Annotated in this window: 13 protein-coding genes; 8 read left to right on the top strand and 5 right to left on the bottom strand. The window is 38.9% G+C overall.

The annotated features are described in order from the left end of the window. The first annotated feature begins 84 nt into the window (after positions 1-84). The 7 genes from AC04NP_RS23355 (at position 85) to AC04NP_RS23325 (ending at position 10,138) form a co-directional block, all read left to right on the top strand. Positions 85-1,959, top strand: a complete 1,875-nt coding sequence (locus AC04NP_RS23355; protein WP_482862391.1) for a tetratricopeptide repeat protein — start codon at positions 85-87, stop codon at positions 1,957-1,959. 5 nt (positions 1,960-1,964) lie between these two features. Beyond that, on the top strand, positions 1,965-2,687 hold the full coding sequence (locus AC04NP_RS23350; protein ID WP_482862389.1) for a response regulator: 723 nt from the start codon (positions 1,965-1,967) through the stop codon (positions 2,685-2,687). Positions 2,688-2,773: 86 nt separating this feature from the next. Continuing rightward, the gene (locus AC04NP_RS23345; protein ID WP_482862388.1) at positions 2,774-3,892 is read left to right on the top strand and encodes a toll/interleukin-1 receptor domain-containing protein; all 1,119 of its coding nucleotides are present in this window, start codon (positions 2,774-2,776) and stop codon (positions 3,890-3,892) included. Positions 3,893-4,852: 960 nt separating this feature from the next. Further along, a complete protein-coding gene (locus tag AC04NP_RS23340; protein ID WP_482862387.1) occupies positions 4,853-5,911 on the top strand; it encodes a hypothetical protein in 1,059 nt (352 codons plus the stop codon). A 70-nt stretch (positions 5,912-5,981) separates the two neighbouring features. After that, positions 5,982-7,040 carry a DUF4917 family protein gene (locus AC04NP_RS23335; protein WP_482862386.1) on the top strand — a complete coding sequence of 353 codons (1,059 nt, stop codon included), beginning with the start codon at positions 5,982-5,984 and terminating at the stop codon, positions 7,038-7,040. Between the two features lie 103 nt (positions 7,041-7,143). Next, a complete protein-coding gene (locus AC04NP_RS23330) occupies positions 7,144-8,043 on the top strand; it encodes a hypothetical protein (protein WP_482862385.1) in 900 nt (299 codons plus the stop codon). Positions 8,044-8,287: 244 nt separating this feature from the next. Next, entirely contained in the window at positions 8,288-10,138 is a 1,851-nt protein-coding gene (locus AC04NP_RS23325; protein WP_482862384.1) for a hypothetical protein, read from the top strand. 336 nt (positions 10,139-10,474) lie between these two features. Here the strand turns inward: AC04NP_RS23325 and AC04NP_RS23320 are convergent, their stop codons facing one another. From AC04NP_RS23320 to AC04NP_RS23300, 5 genes are all read right to left on the bottom strand, one after another. Beyond that, positions 10,475-13,558, bottom strand: coding sequence for an efflux RND transporter permease subunit (locus tag AC04NP_RS23320; protein ID WP_482862383.1), 3,084 nt, complete (start codon positions 13,556-13,558; stop codon positions 10,475-10,477). Between the two features lie 12 nt (positions 13,559-13,570). Beyond that, a complete protein-coding gene (locus AC04NP_RS23315) occupies positions 13,571-15,082 on the bottom strand; it encodes an efflux RND transporter periplasmic adaptor subunit (protein WP_482862382.1) in 1,512 nt (503 codons plus the stop codon). Between the two features lie 11 nt (positions 15,083-15,093). After that, on the bottom strand, positions 15,094-15,327 hold the full coding sequence (locus AC04NP_RS23310) for a hypothetical protein (protein ID WP_482862381.1): 234 nt from the start codon (positions 15,325-15,327) through the stop codon (positions 15,094-15,096). 53 nt (positions 15,328-15,380) lie between these two features. Continuing rightward, positions 15,381-16,565, bottom strand: coding sequence for a TolC family protein (locus tag AC04NP_RS23305; RefSeq protein ID WP_482862379.1), 1,185 nt, complete (start codon positions 16,563-16,565; stop codon positions 15,381-15,383). 85 nt (positions 16,566-16,650) lie between these two features. Further along, on the bottom strand, positions 16,651-17,139 hold the full coding sequence (locus AC04NP_RS23300; RefSeq protein WP_482862378.1) for a hypothetical protein: 489 nt from the start codon (positions 17,137-17,139) through the stop codon (positions 16,651-16,653). Positions 17,140-17,659: 520 nt separating this feature from the next. On the opposite strand from AC04NP_RS23300, the gene AC04NP_RS23295 reads away from it, so the two are divergent. Then, positions 17,660-18,265: an RNA polymerase sigma factor gene (locus tag AC04NP_RS23295; RefSeq protein WP_482862377.1), complete on the top strand. Its 606-nt coding sequence runs from the start codon at positions 17,660-17,662 to the stop codon at positions 18,263-18,265. The last annotated feature ends 196 nt before the right edge of the window (positions 18,266-18,461 follow it).

Below are 18,461 nucleotides of genomic sequence, written 5' to 3'. Positions count from 1 at the left end.
CTGAGAGAAGTAAAAAAACCACTTTATTTAAGTGGTTTTTTCTTATTTAAATTTTAATTTAAAATAACGTTAGACTTTCTATTGATGCGCTGGCTCCCCCTTTTGCTATTAATAAATTTAGCCGTCTATGCACAGAGTTCGGACAGTACCATTAAGTTGCTTAAAGATTCACTCGAGACAGACCCACACAATCACGAACTATTATTTTATTATATTGCTCATGCATACAAGAAAAATGGCGATTTCGATAGTGCTTCCCATTATTATCATAAAGCCTTGCTGGGATATAAGAAAAAGAATCACCACGCCGGCGTAGCGGCGATGTACAACAATCTGGGAAATTTTTATTATCACAGGGGCTATATTGATAGCTGCATTGATTATTACAAAAAAGCTTTACCATTCTACGAAGGCCAACACGATACGTTAAGTAAGGCTTCCACGCAACTTAATCTGGGAATCGCCTATAAAGAGATAGGCGCTTATACAGCCGCACTGGAATATTTATTACTTGCCGTAAGAATTTTGGAAGGTAAAAAAGGAACCTCAACGCTAGGATCATGCTACAATGCCATTGCCAATATTTATTCCCGGCAAGGTGATTTTGAAGAGGCCATTGCTTATCACAAAAAAGCATTGGTAATTAGACGAAGCTTAGACTCAAGAAAAGAAATAGCTTCCTCCTTAAATAACTTAGGAATAATATACCGAAGACAAGGCAGCTATGATAGTGCATTGTTCTATTTGCGTAAATCTTTGATTATTAAACAAAAAGAACAGCGTCCTTCCCATATTGCCAGTACCTTAAATAACATTGGCCTGGTATTATTCAATCTGGGGCAATTACCGGAGGCAAAAGCGCAGTTTGAGAAAGCTTTTTCAATAAGAGGAAATAACAAAGACCTGGTAGGGCAGGCGATAACGCTAAATAATTTAGGAAAAGTACATAATGCTATGGGCCAGTACCGAAGGGCATCATGGTTTCTTGATTCGGCCTATTTTATGATTGAAGAAGAAGGTTTACTTGAAGAAATGGCTGATAATCTTGCGCTTCGCATTGAAACGCAAGAGGTGCTGGGCAATATGAAAGAAGCCCTGAAGATTTCAAAGCAACTTATGGAGGTAAAAGACAGCTTGCTGAATCAGGAAAAAGTTGAAAGCCTTATAGAGATGCAAACAAAATATAAAACGGAAAAAAAGGAGCAATTCATAGCGGTACTGGAGGCTCAAAAGGATCTTCAAGATACAGAAATTCAATTAAACAGACTTTGGATAACTATCCTTATGATTGGCGTGATGCTGGTCATAGTCATTGGACTTATGTTATTCAGCCGGTTCAAATCTGAAAAACGAAACAAAAGAAAAGTGGAAACTTTAATGCAAGAATTGCATCATCGCGTTAAAAATAATCTCCAATTACTTTCGAGCATTTTCAGCCTCCAGTCTCGGGCCATTACTGACAGTGGTGTATTAGAAGCGGTTAAGAGTGGTGAAAATAGAGTCAATGCAATGGCAATTATTCATCAAAAGCTTTATAGAAAAACTGAAGTGGGTCATATAGATGGCAGAGAATATTTTTATGATCTGCTTGGTCAATTAGCTGAGAGTTTTGGTTACGAGTTGAATAATGATAACATTATTGTTGAGATTGGTGACTTTAACATTGACCTTGACAAAGTGATCTCTTTAGGACTCATTGTCAACGAACTTGTAAGTAATTCCTTTAAATATACTTTTTCAAAAGTGTTAAATCCGAAACTGTGCATTCGAATAGAACGGGTTGATGATGATTTGAGGATAGAGATTAAGGACAATGGAAAAGGGTTTAACCGTGAAGAAGTCTCAAGCAACGCTATGGGGCTTAATATTATTGAGACATTAAGCAGACAATTAAGGGCTAAAGTAAAATGGGATACAAACACCGGAGTTACGTTTAATTTGCTAATGAAATTAAATTGAGTAAAATGGATAAGATCAGAGTACTTATTGTAGAAGATGAATTATTAGTTGCTCAGGATTTGAAATTTACACTTGAAGAGCACCGGTTTGATGTAATTGATGTTTTGGATACAGGTGAAGCCGTTTTGAGAAAAATCGATGATGATGCACCTGATCTTATACTGATGGATATTCATTTAGCGGGAGAACTGGATGGAATCGAAACGGCGAGAAAAATAGCTGAGAAAACAGAAATACCTATTATTTATTTGTCTGATTATACGGATCAGACCACCTTTAAAAGGGCTAAGAGTACCTTTCCCGCCACTTATCTTTCAAAACCATTTAAACCAGGGGATGTGCTTCGTTCACTTGAATTGGCATTTTTAAATGTATCGAAGGCTAAAAAGCCTTCTGCCTCAAAACTTTCGGACAAGGTATTTATCAGAATCGATAACAAGGAATCAAAAATGATTTTTTACAAGGAAATCCTTTATCTGGAGGCTGATAGAGCCTATTGCAACATTGTTACTAAAAACAAGAAATACACACTTTCCAATAATATGCGAAAGGTTTTTGATCAGTTTGACAATCCGGATTTTATAAAAATCCATCGCAGTTACATTGTCAATATTGATAACATTACAGGAGTTGAAGGCAATATCTTAAAAATGGGGGAGGGCCATTCCGTGCAAATGAGTCCTAAGAACCGGGAAATGGTTCTGAATAAACTGAACCTGATAAAATGACCTTTGGGAAAAGGATAGTTGGTTATGGGAAATTAGTTTTGGCGAGTTGCGGCTGACAGGCTAAATTAATACACTAAAAATAATCTATGGCTGATAATTACGAATACGATGTTTTCATCTCCTATGCGGTAGAGGATAAGATGTTCGTAACAGAATTGGTTAGCCATCTGGAGAATGCTAATGTGAAAGTGTGGTATTCGGGGCAAGAGTTAAGAGTAGGAAGTAGCATAGAAGAAATTATAAAAAAAGGCCTTAACAAATCGAGGTATGGGGTTACAATTTTAAGTCCTTATTATTTTACCAAAGGTTGGCCACAAAAGGAATTCCATGCACTTTGGGGCAGGAGCGACTCCTTTATCATTCCAGTGTGGCATAACGTCACTATGGAAGAGGTAAAATCATTCGACGCCTTTCTTGCGGATCGATGGGCGATAGAATCTCACCACGGACCTGATTTTGTTTCCAAAGAAATAGTAAATGCCATTAATCAAAAAAACAGCAGTAAGCAATTGACTGCTACTGCGGATAACAAAAGCATTGGACTAACGGCTATTTTAAGTGGGATCTTAGTCCTTCTGTTAGCAATAGGTGTCTGGTATTTCATGATTAGGGATTTGCCTTCTGATAAACTCATTACCGCTACAATTGAAGACCGTGTCAATACTTTCCAGGAAAAGATCAATACGAGTCACGCATCAGAAATGAAAGAACAGGAAGGGGATGCTGCTACCATTAATCAAATTAGTGCATATTATGATCGCTATAATAATTTGAAGGCACAGTATAGAAATGACTATTATTTTAATACAGGTTACCATGCGTATAAATTCAAAAAAAACGTAGAACCTGCACTGGGTAAAGAAATTGATTTGCTTACACCCACCAACCATTATGGCTTCAAATACCCAAATATTTACGTGATTGATTTTAAGCCTGGCCTACCTGCTATGAATGTGAAGTATGTCTTCATCAACACACAGCCTGTAAATTACCAGATACTGGATAAAGAAAAAGAAGATGATAGTACTTATGTCGTGGAAATCAGCTATCAAAATCATATTCGGTATCTCTCCGTTGACCTGACCTATGCTAAGCATCCAAATTGGATAAAACGTCGGCAAACCACTTTTCAGGGATTCTTACCTGCAGAGACCTACCATTTTAAAAAACAGCATGGTGACTGGATTTTTGTGGGTTTGGAATGATAAAACGTCCCTTTAGGAAAGCCTTTAATTAGCTTGGGAAACAAAAATTCTATAGGTCTGGTCAATTAATTACTTTTCTAAAAAGTAAAATCATGAAAAGAATAGAGATTAAATGCATCAAAAAAAATGACAGGAATAGTCCGGTTGAACGTATAAATATCTCTTAAGTCTCCCTGACCCTAATATGCAAAATTTAGTAAAACATTGTCTCCTATTATTCCTGCTGATATCCTGTACCCAAATTCAGACGGAGGCCCAAACCGTTTATGTTACTAAAAAAGGGAACAAATATCACAAAGAAACATGCCACTATCTAAAATATAGCAAATATCCATTAACTCTCTCCAAAGCAAAAGAAAGGGGGTACGAAGCTTGCAAGGTTTGTAAGCCAACTACGAAGACAACCAGCGGAAAAGCGGTTAGTGATAGTACCAAAATCATTGTCTCACCTACACCTAAAAAGGTTGTGAAGGCTGTTCAATGCACAGCCAAGACCAAGTCCACCGGAAACCGTTGCAAACGGATGACTAAAAATGCCAATGGTAAGTGTTGGCAGCATCAGTGATTCGGAAAGTGAATCAGGTCGTAGGGAAAATTTAGTTTAAGATCTGGTTTTGAGTGATTTTCTAAATCAATTACTTATTGACCTTTCATGCTTATTCGGAAACCAAATCTTTTCGTTCGGAAATCTAATTAGCCTGTCTCATCATTAAAAGCAAACTTGCCAAAGTATAATCAATTTTACTAATCATGGGTAAATACTGGGTAAACAACCACACGGATACTAACCCAAATAATGATCATAAAGTTTATAAAGAAGGATGTCCTGTAATGCCTGACAATAAAACATACCTTGATCTTCATAATAATTGCGATAGCGCTTTACGCAAGGCAAGGGCATACTATTCAAGCGTTGATGGATGTATTCAGTGTATTCCGGAATGTCATGATAGATAAACAATGATGAGGTTATCTTTTATAGTCACTTTCTTATTTATCATTCATTTTCTGTCCGGCCAGGAAGCTATCAGCATTTCAGAAGGTACGTTAAAGGTAGGCGGTGTCTCAGAGGAAGTACTATATTTTGGTCTTTCAGAGGGAGATAAACTGGTATTTAATTTTAAGGAGGTAAAAGGGAAAGCGCTCAAAGAAATTGAAATTATTGAACTGCCCGGGGCATCTAAGTTTTTTGCGTACAAAAGTAATTCGATTAAAGATAAATCCATTCAAATTCAAAACACGGGGATTTACAAGCTGTGCTTAAAAAATTCAGCGATAGGCGGCAGAATATGTCAATACAAATTAGCACGTATCCCTGTTGACCCAAATCAAAAATTTAATACCACAGTCTATTGGAAAGAAAAACGAGATACCACCTATTATACCGTACAAGAGGATTATTTAGTATCGAAAGACACTGCTATCGTGGATGTATTAGGTCACAAAATAGAAAGGGTACATTCACAAACGGCTACTAATGGTAGGCCTAATAAATCAATAGTGCAAGTAACTTTGCCTGAGCAAACGGTTTCCTGGTCTTATTATATCGGAGTTGGTGAGGATGCAGAAGCGGTATTTCAAGAAGCTGAGGAAAAGACCATTAAAAGAAAAGGACAATTGCAAGCTGGAGCTCAACTGGCAAGGGGCCTGGCTTCTGGTGATCCGACCGGTTCTCTGGTGTTAGCAAGCGTAGCATTAAGTGGTCTTGCGGAACTTGGTGTTCCTGATAAAGCCGATAATGTTCAATATTGGTTGGCTACCGACTATGACAACGCCCAATTATTTATGCTAGACCAATCATTTTATCAGTTTGAAAAGGGCAACGGCCCTTTATCCTACAAAAGAATGGAAAGCCAAAAGACCGGCACGTTTTACATATGCTTGCTCAATGATAATCTCATGGAGGGTATTGATGTCCATATTAGAATTTCAGCAGTTACAGTGAGAGAAAATTGGGGGAAGAGGCCGGTGAGAAAATTTAAAGTGAAAACCTGGGAGGAACCTTATTTGAGAAATTGATTGAATATAGGGCTTATAAATGTAATAAGAGAAATAAATACAGTTATTGTATTCCATTAAAGTGAATGGAATGGAAATAGACAAATTGATTACCTACGAAAAAGTCATTACTTCTTTGAAAAAGAAGAATAGAAAAAAGCACTTATTATTTGGTAATGGTTTTAGTATGGCCTATGATAATAACATTTTCTCATACAATGCTTTGAGCAAGTTTATTGAGGAGAGTGGAGACCCAATGGTTCGAAATTTATTTGAAAGATTAAATACAAAGAATTTTGAGCTAATAATGCAGCAACTTGACAATTTCTGTGAAATCGCTGATCTATTTAGTAAGGAGAAAGCTTTAGTTCCTAAAATTAAAGCAGTTAGTGAACAACTTAAGAATAGTTTAATTGAAGCGGTTAAAGAATTACATCCCGAACACGTATTTGAAATTCCGGAAGAAAAAAGCAAATCTTGTATCAGGTTTATACAAGAGTATCTATCAAATGATGGGCTGGTTTTTTCAACTAATTATGACCTTTTACTTTATTGGGTCCTAATGAGAAATGGTGCTCAAAATGCTATAGATGGATTTGGCAGAGACTTGGAGACTGATATAAATAATGGATCATACGTTGAACCAGAAGATTTAAAGTATTCTGAATTAAGGTGGGGGAAATATAAAAGAAAACAAAACGTATTTCATCTTCACGGAACGTTACCAATATTCGATACCGGAATTAATATTATCAAAGTTGAATACGACACAGAGCACTACATTCTTCAAAATGTAAAAGATAGAATTGACAAAAAAGAATATCCAATTTTTGTAACGGCAGGCAACGGCAAAGAGAAATTAACTCACATTATGCATAACAAGTATTTAACTTACTGTTATGAGCAGCTATGTGACATTCAGGGTTCTTTAGTGACTTTTGGCTTCAATTTCGGGGAATATGATAGTCATATCATAGATGGAATAAACATTGCTGCTAAAATGGGGAAAAAAATACCTAATAAACTCTGGAGTGTTTATGTAGGGGTTTACTCGGACGAAAACTTAGAATACATCAATGAGATTAAGGGAAAATTCAAATGCAAGGTAATACCGTACAATGCTCGCACTGCAAATATTTGGGACAATTAATGATATAAAACAACGGCTAAAAATCATTGACACCTCTTGGAATGGCAACACTTTTTAAGCGAGAAAAAAGCACACACTTGAGAAATAACCAAAGTTGAATTCTATGACAGCAATTTTAGGATTTTTATACCTCGGACTCTTCATCGTATTTATCGTAGGGCTTGTAAAACCTGCACTGGTACTTAGATGGTCAAATAAACCAACTCGACTTAAGGTTTTTGGATATTGGATACTTGCGGCTTTTCTGGTGGGTATGTTAGGAATTGCTACAGAAAATGATGAAGACAAAGCAAAGTCTAGAATCGAAAGAGCTCTAACTGCTATTGAAGAAGAAAATTACGAAAATGCTATTTCAAGTTTAGAAAAAATAGACGAAGAAAACCCATTTTTTCCGGAAGCTCAAGAACTACTGCATAGAGCCGATAGTTTAAATAGAATAAGTGAAGAAGAAAGGCAACTTGCAAAAGAAGCTGAAGCCAAAAGAGCAGTCGAAGAAGGAAGGCTAAAACAAAAGGAACAGCTTGAAAGAGAATTAGCTGCTATAGATAATGGCGTGAATTTTTCAGGATATCGTGGTACCATTGAATCCTTACAAATGGAACTCATTCTTTTTGGAACTTGGGCAGATATCATAACAAAAGGTGAAAATTCAGACGATCTCGAAATTCAGTCACTTGCTAAACGATTAAGGGTCAAGGTAATAAGGTTACAATTAAGAGAATTTCCAAAACTAAGAGACGAATACGCAAAAGTTGCAAACCAAAAAATGTGGGAAAATGATATTGATGTCTATGCTAGTGGAACAGGTAACAGATACATTAACTTCACAGGAGGAATATTTGCTGCAAACAAGAACAAAAAAGATTTTCAAGAACAAATTGACGAGGTTTTGACATTGTTTCGCTTTAAACAAGCCAGATACAGATGGTACAAAGAAGCTGATGAATACACTTACTGGACAATGTACAAAGGTAAAGACTCTGATCTTATAAGCTTCAATTAATTCTTAAAAAAGAAATGTATAAGTCCAATATTTGGACGGGTTACGAGTTTCAGGTTGCAGGTAACAGATTGTTATGATGTTTGATTTGGGGACAAGAGGATTGACTATAAAATAATTGTCAACTGTCCACTTTCAATTGTCAATTTCTCTCAGTTGATGAAAAAAATTGTACTCGTTTAATTGCATCAGTCTTAGAATACAGGTTACACCACAACTATTCCCATCAACACAAAAATAGACTAACATGAAACTTGAATTAATTCTTGACAAACTAAACTCATTCGAAAAGAACAGCTTTTTGAATATTATTGACGACATCAGGAAAAACCCAAAGAATGTCAGGAAAGTAGACAAAATACTTGATGCCGAAACCAACCCAGACCTTAAAAATGTTGACAGCATTAACGTTGCCAAAGTATTTAATCTGATACAGGATGAATTTGCTGAATATGTAAGAAAGGAATTTGTTAACACCACATCTCAACTTGATATTTTAACTGATATCATCATCAGGGACGGCAATTGTATAATGAAACAAGACTGGTTCTCCCGCCTTTATGATGCGGAACTCAAAAAGATTGAAAAAAAAGTGAAAGCCCTGGAAAAGTCATTTGAGAGCGATAAATCGGGTGTGGAAGAACAGAGAAAAAGAGATTACAAAATTTATAAAGAGTGCCTGCAAACAGCATATTTAAATGATGACGAAAAACAATTTGACAGAAAAATCACTCCAGACGAATTATCGATTTTATTGAGACTATCCAGTCAACTTGAGCTTTCTCAAGAAGAAATTAAGCTGATCAATTACATTATAGTACCTATTGAAAAACAGCCTATCGACAGTGTTATTAATGAACTGAAAAATGTTGGCGTCCTTTTCTACTCCAAGAAGCACAACACCATTTATATTGCAGATGAAGTCGTTAGGGTTCTGAGACAAGTAAGAGGTAAAGAAGTTGCTGACAAATTCTTCAGAAGAGTGCTTCGATTATTTCGGGAGCCACAAATCAATCTTATATGCAAAAAACACAACATTGATTGGCGACAAGCTTATGAGCAAAAAATCAAAGAAATTATCAATGAAGGTATTTCATTTTCGAGTGTTTTGAGCAATGACCTTTTCAAAGAAGGTATTAAAGTTACCGATAAAAAGAAAGCCATTAATGACCTTTGTGACAAAGGACTTGGCATTTCTCCGGCACTTAAAGGTGCTGCACTTGAAGACAAAATTGGCAACCTCATTAAATATTTTGAAGATGTGGAAAAAGACGAGAAAGTAGGAATCTCGATTGACGGCTATGAGAAATTACTTTTAGATATGTCCGGGACACTTTCGAAATTGAACGTACAAATCAAAGACGAATTCGAGCTGCAACCGGAATATGTTCTCAGCGGTGCTTTACTACTCGACTATAACATAAAACCAAGAGATGTCCTCGAAATTATCTCAACCAATGACCTTGAAAACTTCTGTAAGAAAAGAGAAATTAAAACAAGGGGCAATCTTATAGCTAACATCTTGGATGCCTATAAGGACAGTGAAAACCTTTACCTTGAAAACTATGAGAACATTGGCTTTAGGAATCTTACGGCTCTCAAAGAAAATGACATAAGATTAAAAGAAGGTGAATTGGGAATAAAGTTTGAAAATATGACCAAATCCATTTTCGGCAAACTAGGCTTCAATGTGGATGAGAATCTTCGCAAAAAACTCAATACCAAAAAGGATAAAATTGATATTCTTCTTAATCTTGGTAATAATGACTTAATATTAGTAGAGTGCAAAACCGTCAAGGAAAGCGGCTATAATAAATTTAGTTCAGTATCTCGCCAATTAAAAGCATATGCCAACCTGGCAGAATCTCATCAATTCAAAATCGTTAAGTCACTACTTGTTGCACCGGAATTCTCTGATGACTTTGTAAGTGACACTGAACTGGAAACGGAATTGAATTTGTCTCTTATCACAGCATCATCTCTTATTAATATCCTTAAAGGGTTTAAGAAGTCAAAACGTAAGGGTTTCCCACATGTTTTACTTATGAGAGATGTATTAATTCAAGAAGATAGAATTTTGAAAGCAATCAAAAAATAAAAGCATCACTTTGGTTATAATGGCTAAAAAAATGTGGGAAGCAACAGTTTAGAAAGTAAAATGCCCACCACAAGTGTGACCAGGGCAAAGTCTACGGTGCCCATTTTGCCTGGTCACACTTGTGGTGGGCATTGTCTTATCCCTTGGCAGGGTGGCTGGGTCAAAGCTTTGCTTTCGATAATTTTGGCATTGCAGGGGGAATTGCTTTAGTGTTCTTTGCCGTGTTATTAATGATTTATAAAATAAAAAGGTGAGATTTCAAACAAGATAACATAGAAGTAAAGTTCAGCCCGAATAGGTAATGAAGATTGACCCGGCCCCTGCAATAAATAAATTTTAGTCTTTGCCATTTGAAATCAATCGATACACACATGGTATAACAATCAAATTCAGTAACGTTGCAGAAAGCAACCCACCCAAAATGACCACTGCCATCGGGCTTTGAATTTCATTGCCCGGCTCACCACCTTTTAAAGCTAAAGGTATCAGGGCAAGTCCGGTTGTGAAAGCTGTCATAAGTATCGGGTTTAACCTGTCTGAGGCTCCCGTTTTGAGTAATTCAAAACCTTGCAAACCTTCTTTCTTTAAATCTTCATAGCGAGACACCAACAAAATCCCGTTTCGGGTGGCAATACCAAACAAACTGATGAAGCCAATAGTCACCGCTATGCTGATAATACCCGATGTGAAATACACAATCAAAATGCCACCTATGAGGGCCAAGGGAAGATTTATAAGCACGACGAAAGAAAGTTTCACATCCTTGAACTCAAAATACAGCAACAGAAAAATAACCAGAATAGCTACTATCGCAGTGATCAGGAGTAATTGAGAAGCCTTGGCTTCACTTTCAAACTGGCCACCATACGCTACACGGTAACCTTCGGGGATTGTAATGCCGGTAGCAACAGATTCCTGTATTTCATTCACCACACTTCGTAAATCACGCCCCTGCACATTGGCCGCTACCACAATTTTACGTTGCACATTTTCACGACTGATGGTATTGGGGCTACTTACTGACGCCACAGTTGCTAACTGTTCCAGTGGAATCTGACCATTATCGGGCAGACTAATCAAGGCCGTTTCGATATTTTCCATATGGTTACGTGAAGCCTGGCGAAAACGCACGATCAGGTCAAAATATTGCTGCCCTTCATAGATCTCGCCAGCCTTTTCACCTGCAAAAGCTATATCCACCTGTCTCATCAAATCGCCTACTGTTATCCCATAAGCTGCCAGCATTTGCCGCCTGGGAGTAATGCGTAATTGCGGTACTTCTATTTGTTGATCAACGGCTACATCAGCAATACCGTCAATGGATTTGATATTGGTTTCTATACTTTTGCCAATCTCAAACAAACGTTGCAAATCATCTCCAAAGATCTTAATGGCGATATTGGCCCGCGTGCCTGAAAGCATGTGGTCGATCCGGTGTGCAATGGGTTGGCCCAAAGTAATATTCACTCCCGGAACAATACTTAGTTTGGCTCTCACTTCCTTGAAAAATTCCTCTTTCGTTTTGCCATTGAGGGTAAAAGGCACATCAATTTCTGCGGCATTAACACCCTGGGCATGTTCATCCAGTTCGGCACGTCCCGTTCTTCGGCTCACCACGCCTACTTCAGGCATTTCCAGCAACAGCTTTTCAATCAATTGGCCGTGCTTGTTGCTTTCTTCCAGTGACATACCCGGCACACCCACTGCGCTAATGACTAAAGAACCTTCATTAAACTCAGGCAAGAAGCTCCTTCCTAATTGGGTAAGCAAAACCAGACTGGCTATAAAAGTAGCGATCGTTAAACCAATAATGGATTTAGGCACTCGCAAGGCCCGTTCCAGCACATAACCATATCGTTTTTGCAGCCATCGTTCCACCCAGGTACCCTTTGCCTGTTTAGACAACACTTTTTCACTTTTCAGCCAATAAGAACACAATACAGGGGTAACTGTAATTGCCACAATCAGGGAAGTCAACACAGAGGTAATGAAAGCAATACCTAAAGGTTGAAGTAAACGACCTTCCATACCGCTCAGGAAAAACAGCGGAACAAAAGATACAATGATGATCAGCGTGGCAATGATAATCGAACTCCTGATTTCAATTGAAGCGTCTTTTACAACTGTCAAAACAGGCAATCGCTCTTCCCGGGGTTTGCGAATATTTTCCCGCAAGCGCTTAAATACGTTTTCAACATCGATAATGGCATCATCTACCAATGCCCCAATGGCAATAGCCATACCGCCCAAACTCATGGTGTTGATGGTATAATCCAACAGCATCAGCACAATGACCGAAACCAATAAAGAAATTGGGATGGCCAAGAGAGAAATAGCTGTGGTGCGCCAATTCATCAGGAAGATGAACAACACGATGACTACAAAGAAAGCGCCTTCCAGCAAGGTCTCATTTAGATTCCTGACAGCAGCTTCAATGAAGTTGGCCTGACGGAAAATATGGCTTTTGATTTCCACACTTTCAGGAAGCGTATTGTTTAAATCCGCAATGGCCGCATCCAAACGCCCGGTCAGTTCCAGGGTGTTCACATCCGGCTGCTTGGAAATGGTCAATATTACCGCTGATGAGCCATTCAGCGAACCATCACCAATTTTGTCAGCCGCACCGACCCGGACAGAAGCAACATCTTTAATCTTGATAGTTTGTCCATTGACCTGCTTTAATACGGCTTCTTCCAGGTGCTCTATCGAGTAAGCACGTCCACTTCCTTTGATGATGTATTGATTACCGTATTCATTGAGAAAACCACCGGGAGCATTGGCGTTGCTTTCCCGAACCTTTTTGAGCAATTCACCTAAACTGACATTGTAGTATTTCAGCTTTTCAGGATGGGCAAATACCTGGTATTGCTTATAATCACCGCCAATTACAATCACATTGGCTATGCCGCTGATGGATTTGATTCTTGGGCGAATGGTCCAGTCAGACCATGTCCTGAGTTCCATGGGTGACAAACTGTCAGACGTCACGCCTAGTAACATTACCTCCCCCATAATGGAAGAAATAGGAGCCAAAGTGGGCGTCCCCACCCCGGTGGGCAGGTTTTCACGTACCATCGGGATGCGTTCGCTTACAATCTGTCGTGCCCTGTAAATATCCGTTCCCCATTCAAATTCCACCCAAACGATAGAAATTCCTGCCGCTGATGAGGAACGTATTCTTCGCACATTGGGTGAACCATTCATAGCAGTTTCCAACTGATAAGTCACCAGTTTTTCCACTTCCTCCGATTCCATGCCATGGGCTTCTGTCAATATGGTCACTGTTGGCGCCGTGAGATCAGGGAATACATCTACATTCATATTTCTGGCAATGTACAATCCGGTCAGACTCAGCAAAACAGCCCCCACAAGCACCATCAACCGGTTTTGCAGCGATATAGACAAAATCTTATTCAACATAATACGAACCGTTTAATGGGCATGACCATGAGCAGGGACCTGACCTGACATAGAAGCCATTTTCACCTGATAAGCCCCTTTGGTAACGACTACTTCTCCCGCAGCCAAACCTTGCCGAACTTCAACTTCGCTTCCGTTTCGTTTGCCAAGGATTACATTTCTTCTTTCGAAACTTTCACCGGAAAGCTGAACAATAACAGCGTAGCTTCCATAAGCTTCCAACAACGCTGACACAGGTATCACCGGTGCTTTCGACGGATTTCCCATGGCAAGCTGTACTTCGGTAAAACTTCCTTCGGGCATTTCAACGGCTTCATTCACATGGGCAAATACAGATAGAAGCGGCTTATGGGCTTCCACCTCTTTTCCGACTGAAAGAATGGAACCACCGTACTTATTCAGGCTCGACCAAACCCCTGATTCAGGCTGATACCAAATGTCCCGGATACTGCCTAATTGAGCGGCATAGGCCGGGCTTACCAGTGTTTCCAACAGACTGGATCGATGACTTGTGATGGTCACAAGGGCAGCTCCCTCCGCTACAAAACCACCATTTGCAACCGAGATAGATTTTATATACCCATCAAATGGCACAACCACCTGCTTTTCGCCTGCTGAATATCCGGTGTTTAAAGTTTCATAGCTGGTTTTGGCTATCCTGTATTTCTGCTCTATCCTTTCAAACGCTGCTTTTGAAACAATCTTAGATTGATACAACTCCTTCTTTCGCTCGTATTCTGATTTGGCCCGGTCAAATTCAGCTTTGGCTTTTTGAATTTCAGCGCTTAAGTTATTGGATGTTAACCCTGTGCTACTTATGGCCAGGAGTACTTGTCCTTTTTTGACTTTGCTGCCTTCGGTCAGATTTCCTTTCTTAAATGAAACACTACCATTGGCGGTTGCTACAAGCGTTTGGTAATCCGACGGGGCCACTTTCCAAATCCCCGATGTAGGAATAATCTCGAAAACCTCCTTCTCAACTACACGCGCGGTTTGAAATTCAATCTTCCATGCCTGCTCTTTCAAAAAGCTAATCGCATGGCCATCTTCTTCATCGGTTCCAAGGGTTTTTTCAGCCTCTTCCGGTGAAGCAAACACCAGAACATCTTTGATCTCGATCCTATCAGTAAATGAAGGTGTTTTAATGTCAAATACCAATTGATAAACACCAGCCTCTTTAGGTTGTAACGATGGTGTGAATATTCCGGGAGAGACCACAGCTTCCACCGTGTGCCGGATTCCTTTATCACCTTTAATCAGGCTTACGGTGACTGTTCCTTCCGGCACAGGCCGGTGTCCATCCAAAACTGTAAAATGAGCGGCAAAACGGCTTGTTTGTCCTACAGTCAACGCGGAAAACTCCACAAACAATTCTGTCTTTTCTGTCCAGATGGTAGTGTCTACAACAGGTATTCCATCTTCCGCATGAGAATGCCCTCCATTCGTATTATGCTCATGACCATGCTCTCCGGTTGATTGACAGGAAGCTACAGCCAAAGCGATTAGTATGATTAAACATCGCATCTGCTTTTAATTTAGTGATTGTGGTGTGTACTACCATCCTCATGGGTGTGCGTGGCGTCAGCATCTATCTTCGTGGAATCACCTGAAACAGTAAATTCTTCCTGTTCATGGTGGTCACTTTCATCGTGATCGTGCCCGTGACCTTCGGCACCCTCATCATGAACATGATCATGTTCCTCAGTCCCGTGTTCATGTCCATGATCACGCGCTGATTTTTTGTTCGAACATGCCACTGTGAATAGCATCGTTAATGCGATAAGGATATTTAAGATTTTCATAGTTTCTTTTCTTTAAATGTTTACAATCGATGTTTTAAGATTTCCGCTTTTAGTTGATTGAGTTGTTTTTCCATTTCGAGCATGGAATCATAAGCCTGCCGGTAAAACTGCAATTCAAGGTAGTACTCCATGTATGAGATTTCACCGAGTTCATATGCCCGGAGCAACAAAGCATCACTGTTCATGCCGCCGAGTGTAGCCTGGTATTCCTGAAATTTGTCCAGCAGGATTTGATAATTATTATACTGCTTTTCAAAACCGGCATAAGCAACCATCGTCCTGGCACCGCCATAGGTTTGTCGATACGCAAGATTTGTTTGAGCAGCTTTCACTTTGTTCCGGTTATGCCATAAGGGGATGGAAATACCGGCATATAATCCGGAAAAATTGGAGCCCGCAACACCCTGATAATTATATCCGGCAGTCAGATCAGGCAGGGATTTGTTTTTGGATAACCTGAGCTGTTTCATGGCAACTTTTTCCTGTTGCCTTAGTGCTTGCAGAGCAGGGTCACTGGCCAGCTTGTCTTGCCAAATGCTATCCCTGGTTGCCATACTTAAACCATTGAAGTACGCTGCCTGAGCAAATTCAATAGCTACCCCGCCATTGAGTGTTTGCAGCAAAAAGAGCAAATTTCGCTTATCGTTCTCAATCTGCTGTACTTTAAACTGTTCTTGCATCCAGGCTATTTTGGCCTTGTTCAACGCCAAAATGCCCACCTCTTTTTTTTCAAACAATTCCCCTGCCTGGTCGAATACTGTTTTAGCCTGCTGCATTCGCAGTTGCTCCACACGCAACCGCTTATTAAGAAATACCAGATCGTGACAGTATTTTTGGGCCTTCAGCAATATTTCCTGACGTTTGGTGGCATATTCGAGTGCCAATTGTCCATGCTGTGCCTCAATCAGATTACTCCGGGCCCTATACACCGTAGGAAATTCAAAGGACTGGCTCACCTGAAACTCAGAATAATCACCGGTGCTATGATCCCCGAAAGGCAGGTAAAAAGTCTCTACCTGCGGATCGGCTAAATTGTTTCCGGATTTCAGTTCAAATTGCCTGCTTTCCATCAGTGATGTAAAAGCCTTCAGTTCCTTATTGTTTTGTTCGATTTCCTGCAATACCCTTGCTACATCGGTCGTCTGAGCATTAAGCCCGATCAACAGCAGGCAAGTGCTGAAAACCAATCCTAATATTTTGTACATTTCAACTTATTTTAGGATGAATCGATAAAATCTTACGGAGCATTATCCGCAAGTAAGTGGCGATGGTGCACCTGATAAAAAATGATTATCCTAAAACAGGGGGACCCCGTAAAGAGTGAGTGAAAAGAAATGGATTGCTACAGAATAGCTCTTGAAATAAGGAAAATCTATGCAAACTTTGATTTACCGGGCAAAGAACTAATCGCTTAGTTCCCCGGACCCCTGCAATTGACAGGATTTTTACTTTAGATAATTGAGAATTATCCGTTGCAAGGTGAGCAAATTGATGTGTGTGAAAAGCGTGTGCATGAATCTTTAGTAGCAATGAAAATAAAAAATCTTCACCCTGTTCACCAGACTTGTTTTCAACCGGGTGATGATGACTGTGTTCATGACCATGATGGTGGTGTTCTGTCGAACCTGAAATCACTTCATGGCCTTCATGCAGATGATGGACATGCGGTACGGCATTATGAAGCATCATTACGCTAATGATGATCAATAAAAACATTGCCTTTATTTGTTTATGCACATCCATTGGTTGCAAAATTACTGAATTTGAATTGATTTTCATATAAAGGATTGATATTAACCAATTCATAGTAAAACATTTCGATAGCGTCTTCATCTCAACACTTTTCTTTCTCACGACGTAATTGAGCTGGTTAGAAAAATTTTAAATCTTAAGTTTCATAACGAGGTTTTCACAAAGTTCCGTCAATTCATCACTATCCAGGTTCATTTCTTTTTCAATCCAAAGTGAAACAATGGCCGTAATAACCGGATAATTATGTAAAAGTGGCCCCTTTCTTTATTTGTTTTCACCATTCATCGGTTTTAGCAAGTGTGATGCTAGTTCTTTTACCTCATTGGCGTATTCACCTTCAACTCTTAACTCTGTATCTCCGGTAGTGTAGGTCAATCCACAAACTAAACGATACATTGACCTTTTGTGTCAGCACGTGTTCCCTTATCAATTAGTCTTCCGGAAGACAGACATTTATAAATCTTCTTTCTGTTTCCCATATTATTCAATAGGCATAATTATTAATATTTTCATAACTTACAATTCGAAGAATTTTTTTCCAGGGATCATGTCAAGAATTGTTTTTGATGAAGCAAAATTAGTTGAACAGATTATCGATGGTGATGAAGAAGCTTTTAAAAAGCTTTACCTGAAGTATATAGATCAAATATATAACTTTGTCTTAAGTATATGCAAATCTCCTGAACTTTCGTCAGATGTGTGCCATGAAGTTTTTGTGAAAGTATGGAGTTTGAGAGAAAAATTGATTTCTGAGCATTCTTTTAAGTCATTTTTATTTACAATTGCTAAAAACCATGTGCTGAATGTTATTAAGAGAGCATCAAAACAACGTGAGATTTATTACCAAATCAAGCGTAATATGGATCATAGTCAGCAACGGTTTGTAGAAGAAGAATTCTTATACTCAGAGTTAAGCGACCTTGTCAATAGTGCGATTGATATCTTGCCTCCACAGCGGAGGAAAATCTATGAATTATCGAGGATTGAGGGATTAACACACCATGAAATTGCAGAAAAAATGGGTATTAGCAAAGGTACTGTTAACGTACATTTAGTTAAGGCCCTGAAAGCATTGAAAAACTATTTAGCAGCTAATGGCTATGTCTTGGAATTATCTGTGCTTATTTTTTTAACCTGCATTGAAACTTACTAATCTGTTAACCTAATCCTACCCATTTACAGGAGCATATAGTCCATTTATAATTTACCTGTCCGCTGTCAATGCATTTAAAATCACCAAAGTTCAGTGATTTTATAGCATCCAAAATATAGCATGGAAGCTATATGGTCAACTACGTAAGTCCTGCCGGGAAAGAAAATATTGATTTTTGGATCATTGATTTTGCCGT

The sequence above is a fragment of the Agaribacillus sp. DX54 genome, from assembly GCF_056858335.1.
Note: the sequence above shows the minus strand (reverse complement) of the source record. Positions and strands in the feature narration are given on the sequence as shown.

Excerpts from the sequence above, each read along its gene's own strand:
- AC04NP_RS23310 (WP_482862381.1), bottom strand. The coding sequence starts at position 15,327 with ATGCTATTCACAGTGGCATGTTCGAACAAAAAATCAGCGCGTGATCAT.
- AC04NP_RS23295 (WP_482862377.1), top strand. The coding sequence starts at position 17,660 with ATGTCAAGAATTGTTTTTGATGAAGCAAAATTAGTTGAACAGATTATC.
- AC04NP_RS23335 (WP_482862386.1), top strand. The coding sequence starts at position 5,982 with ATGGAAATAGACAAATTGATTACCTACGAAAAAGTCATTACTTCTTTG.
- AC04NP_RS23300 (WP_482862378.1), bottom strand. The coding sequence starts at position 17,139 with ATGAAAATCAATTCAAATTCAGTAATTTTGCAACCAATGGATGTGCAT.
- AC04NP_RS23355 (WP_482862391.1), top strand. The coding sequence starts at position 85 with ATGCGCTGGCTCCCCCTTTTGCTATTAATAAATTTAGCCGTCTATGCA.
- AC04NP_RS23345 (WP_482862388.1), top strand. The coding sequence starts at position 2,774 with ATGGCTGATAATTACGAATACGATGTTTTCATCTCCTATGCGGTAGAG.
- AC04NP_RS23325 (WP_482862384.1), top strand. The coding sequence starts at position 8,288 with ATGAAACTTGAATTAATTCTTGACAAACTAAACTCATTCGAAAAGAAC.
- AC04NP_RS23315 (WP_482862382.1), bottom strand. The coding sequence starts at position 15,082 with ATGCGATGTTTAATCATACTAATCGCTTTGGCTGTAGCTTCCTGTCAA.
- AC04NP_RS23305 (WP_482862379.1), bottom strand. The coding sequence starts at position 16,565 with ATGTACAAAATATTAGGATTGGTTTTCAGCACTTGCCTGCTGTTGATC.
- AC04NP_RS23340 (WP_482862387.1), top strand. The coding sequence starts at position 4,853 with ATGATGAGGTTATCTTTTATAGTCACTTTCTTATTTATCATTCATTTT.
- AC04NP_RS23350 (WP_482862389.1), top strand. The coding sequence starts at position 1,965 with ATGGATAAGATCAGAGTACTTATTGTAGAAGATGAATTATTAGTTGCT.
- AC04NP_RS23330 (WP_482862385.1), top strand. The coding sequence starts at position 7,144 with ATGACAGCAATTTTAGGATTTTTATACCTCGGACTCTTCATCGTATTT.
- AC04NP_RS23320 (WP_482862383.1), bottom strand. The coding sequence starts at position 13,558 with ATGTTGAATAAGATTTTGTCTATATCGCTGCAAAACCGGTTGATGGTG.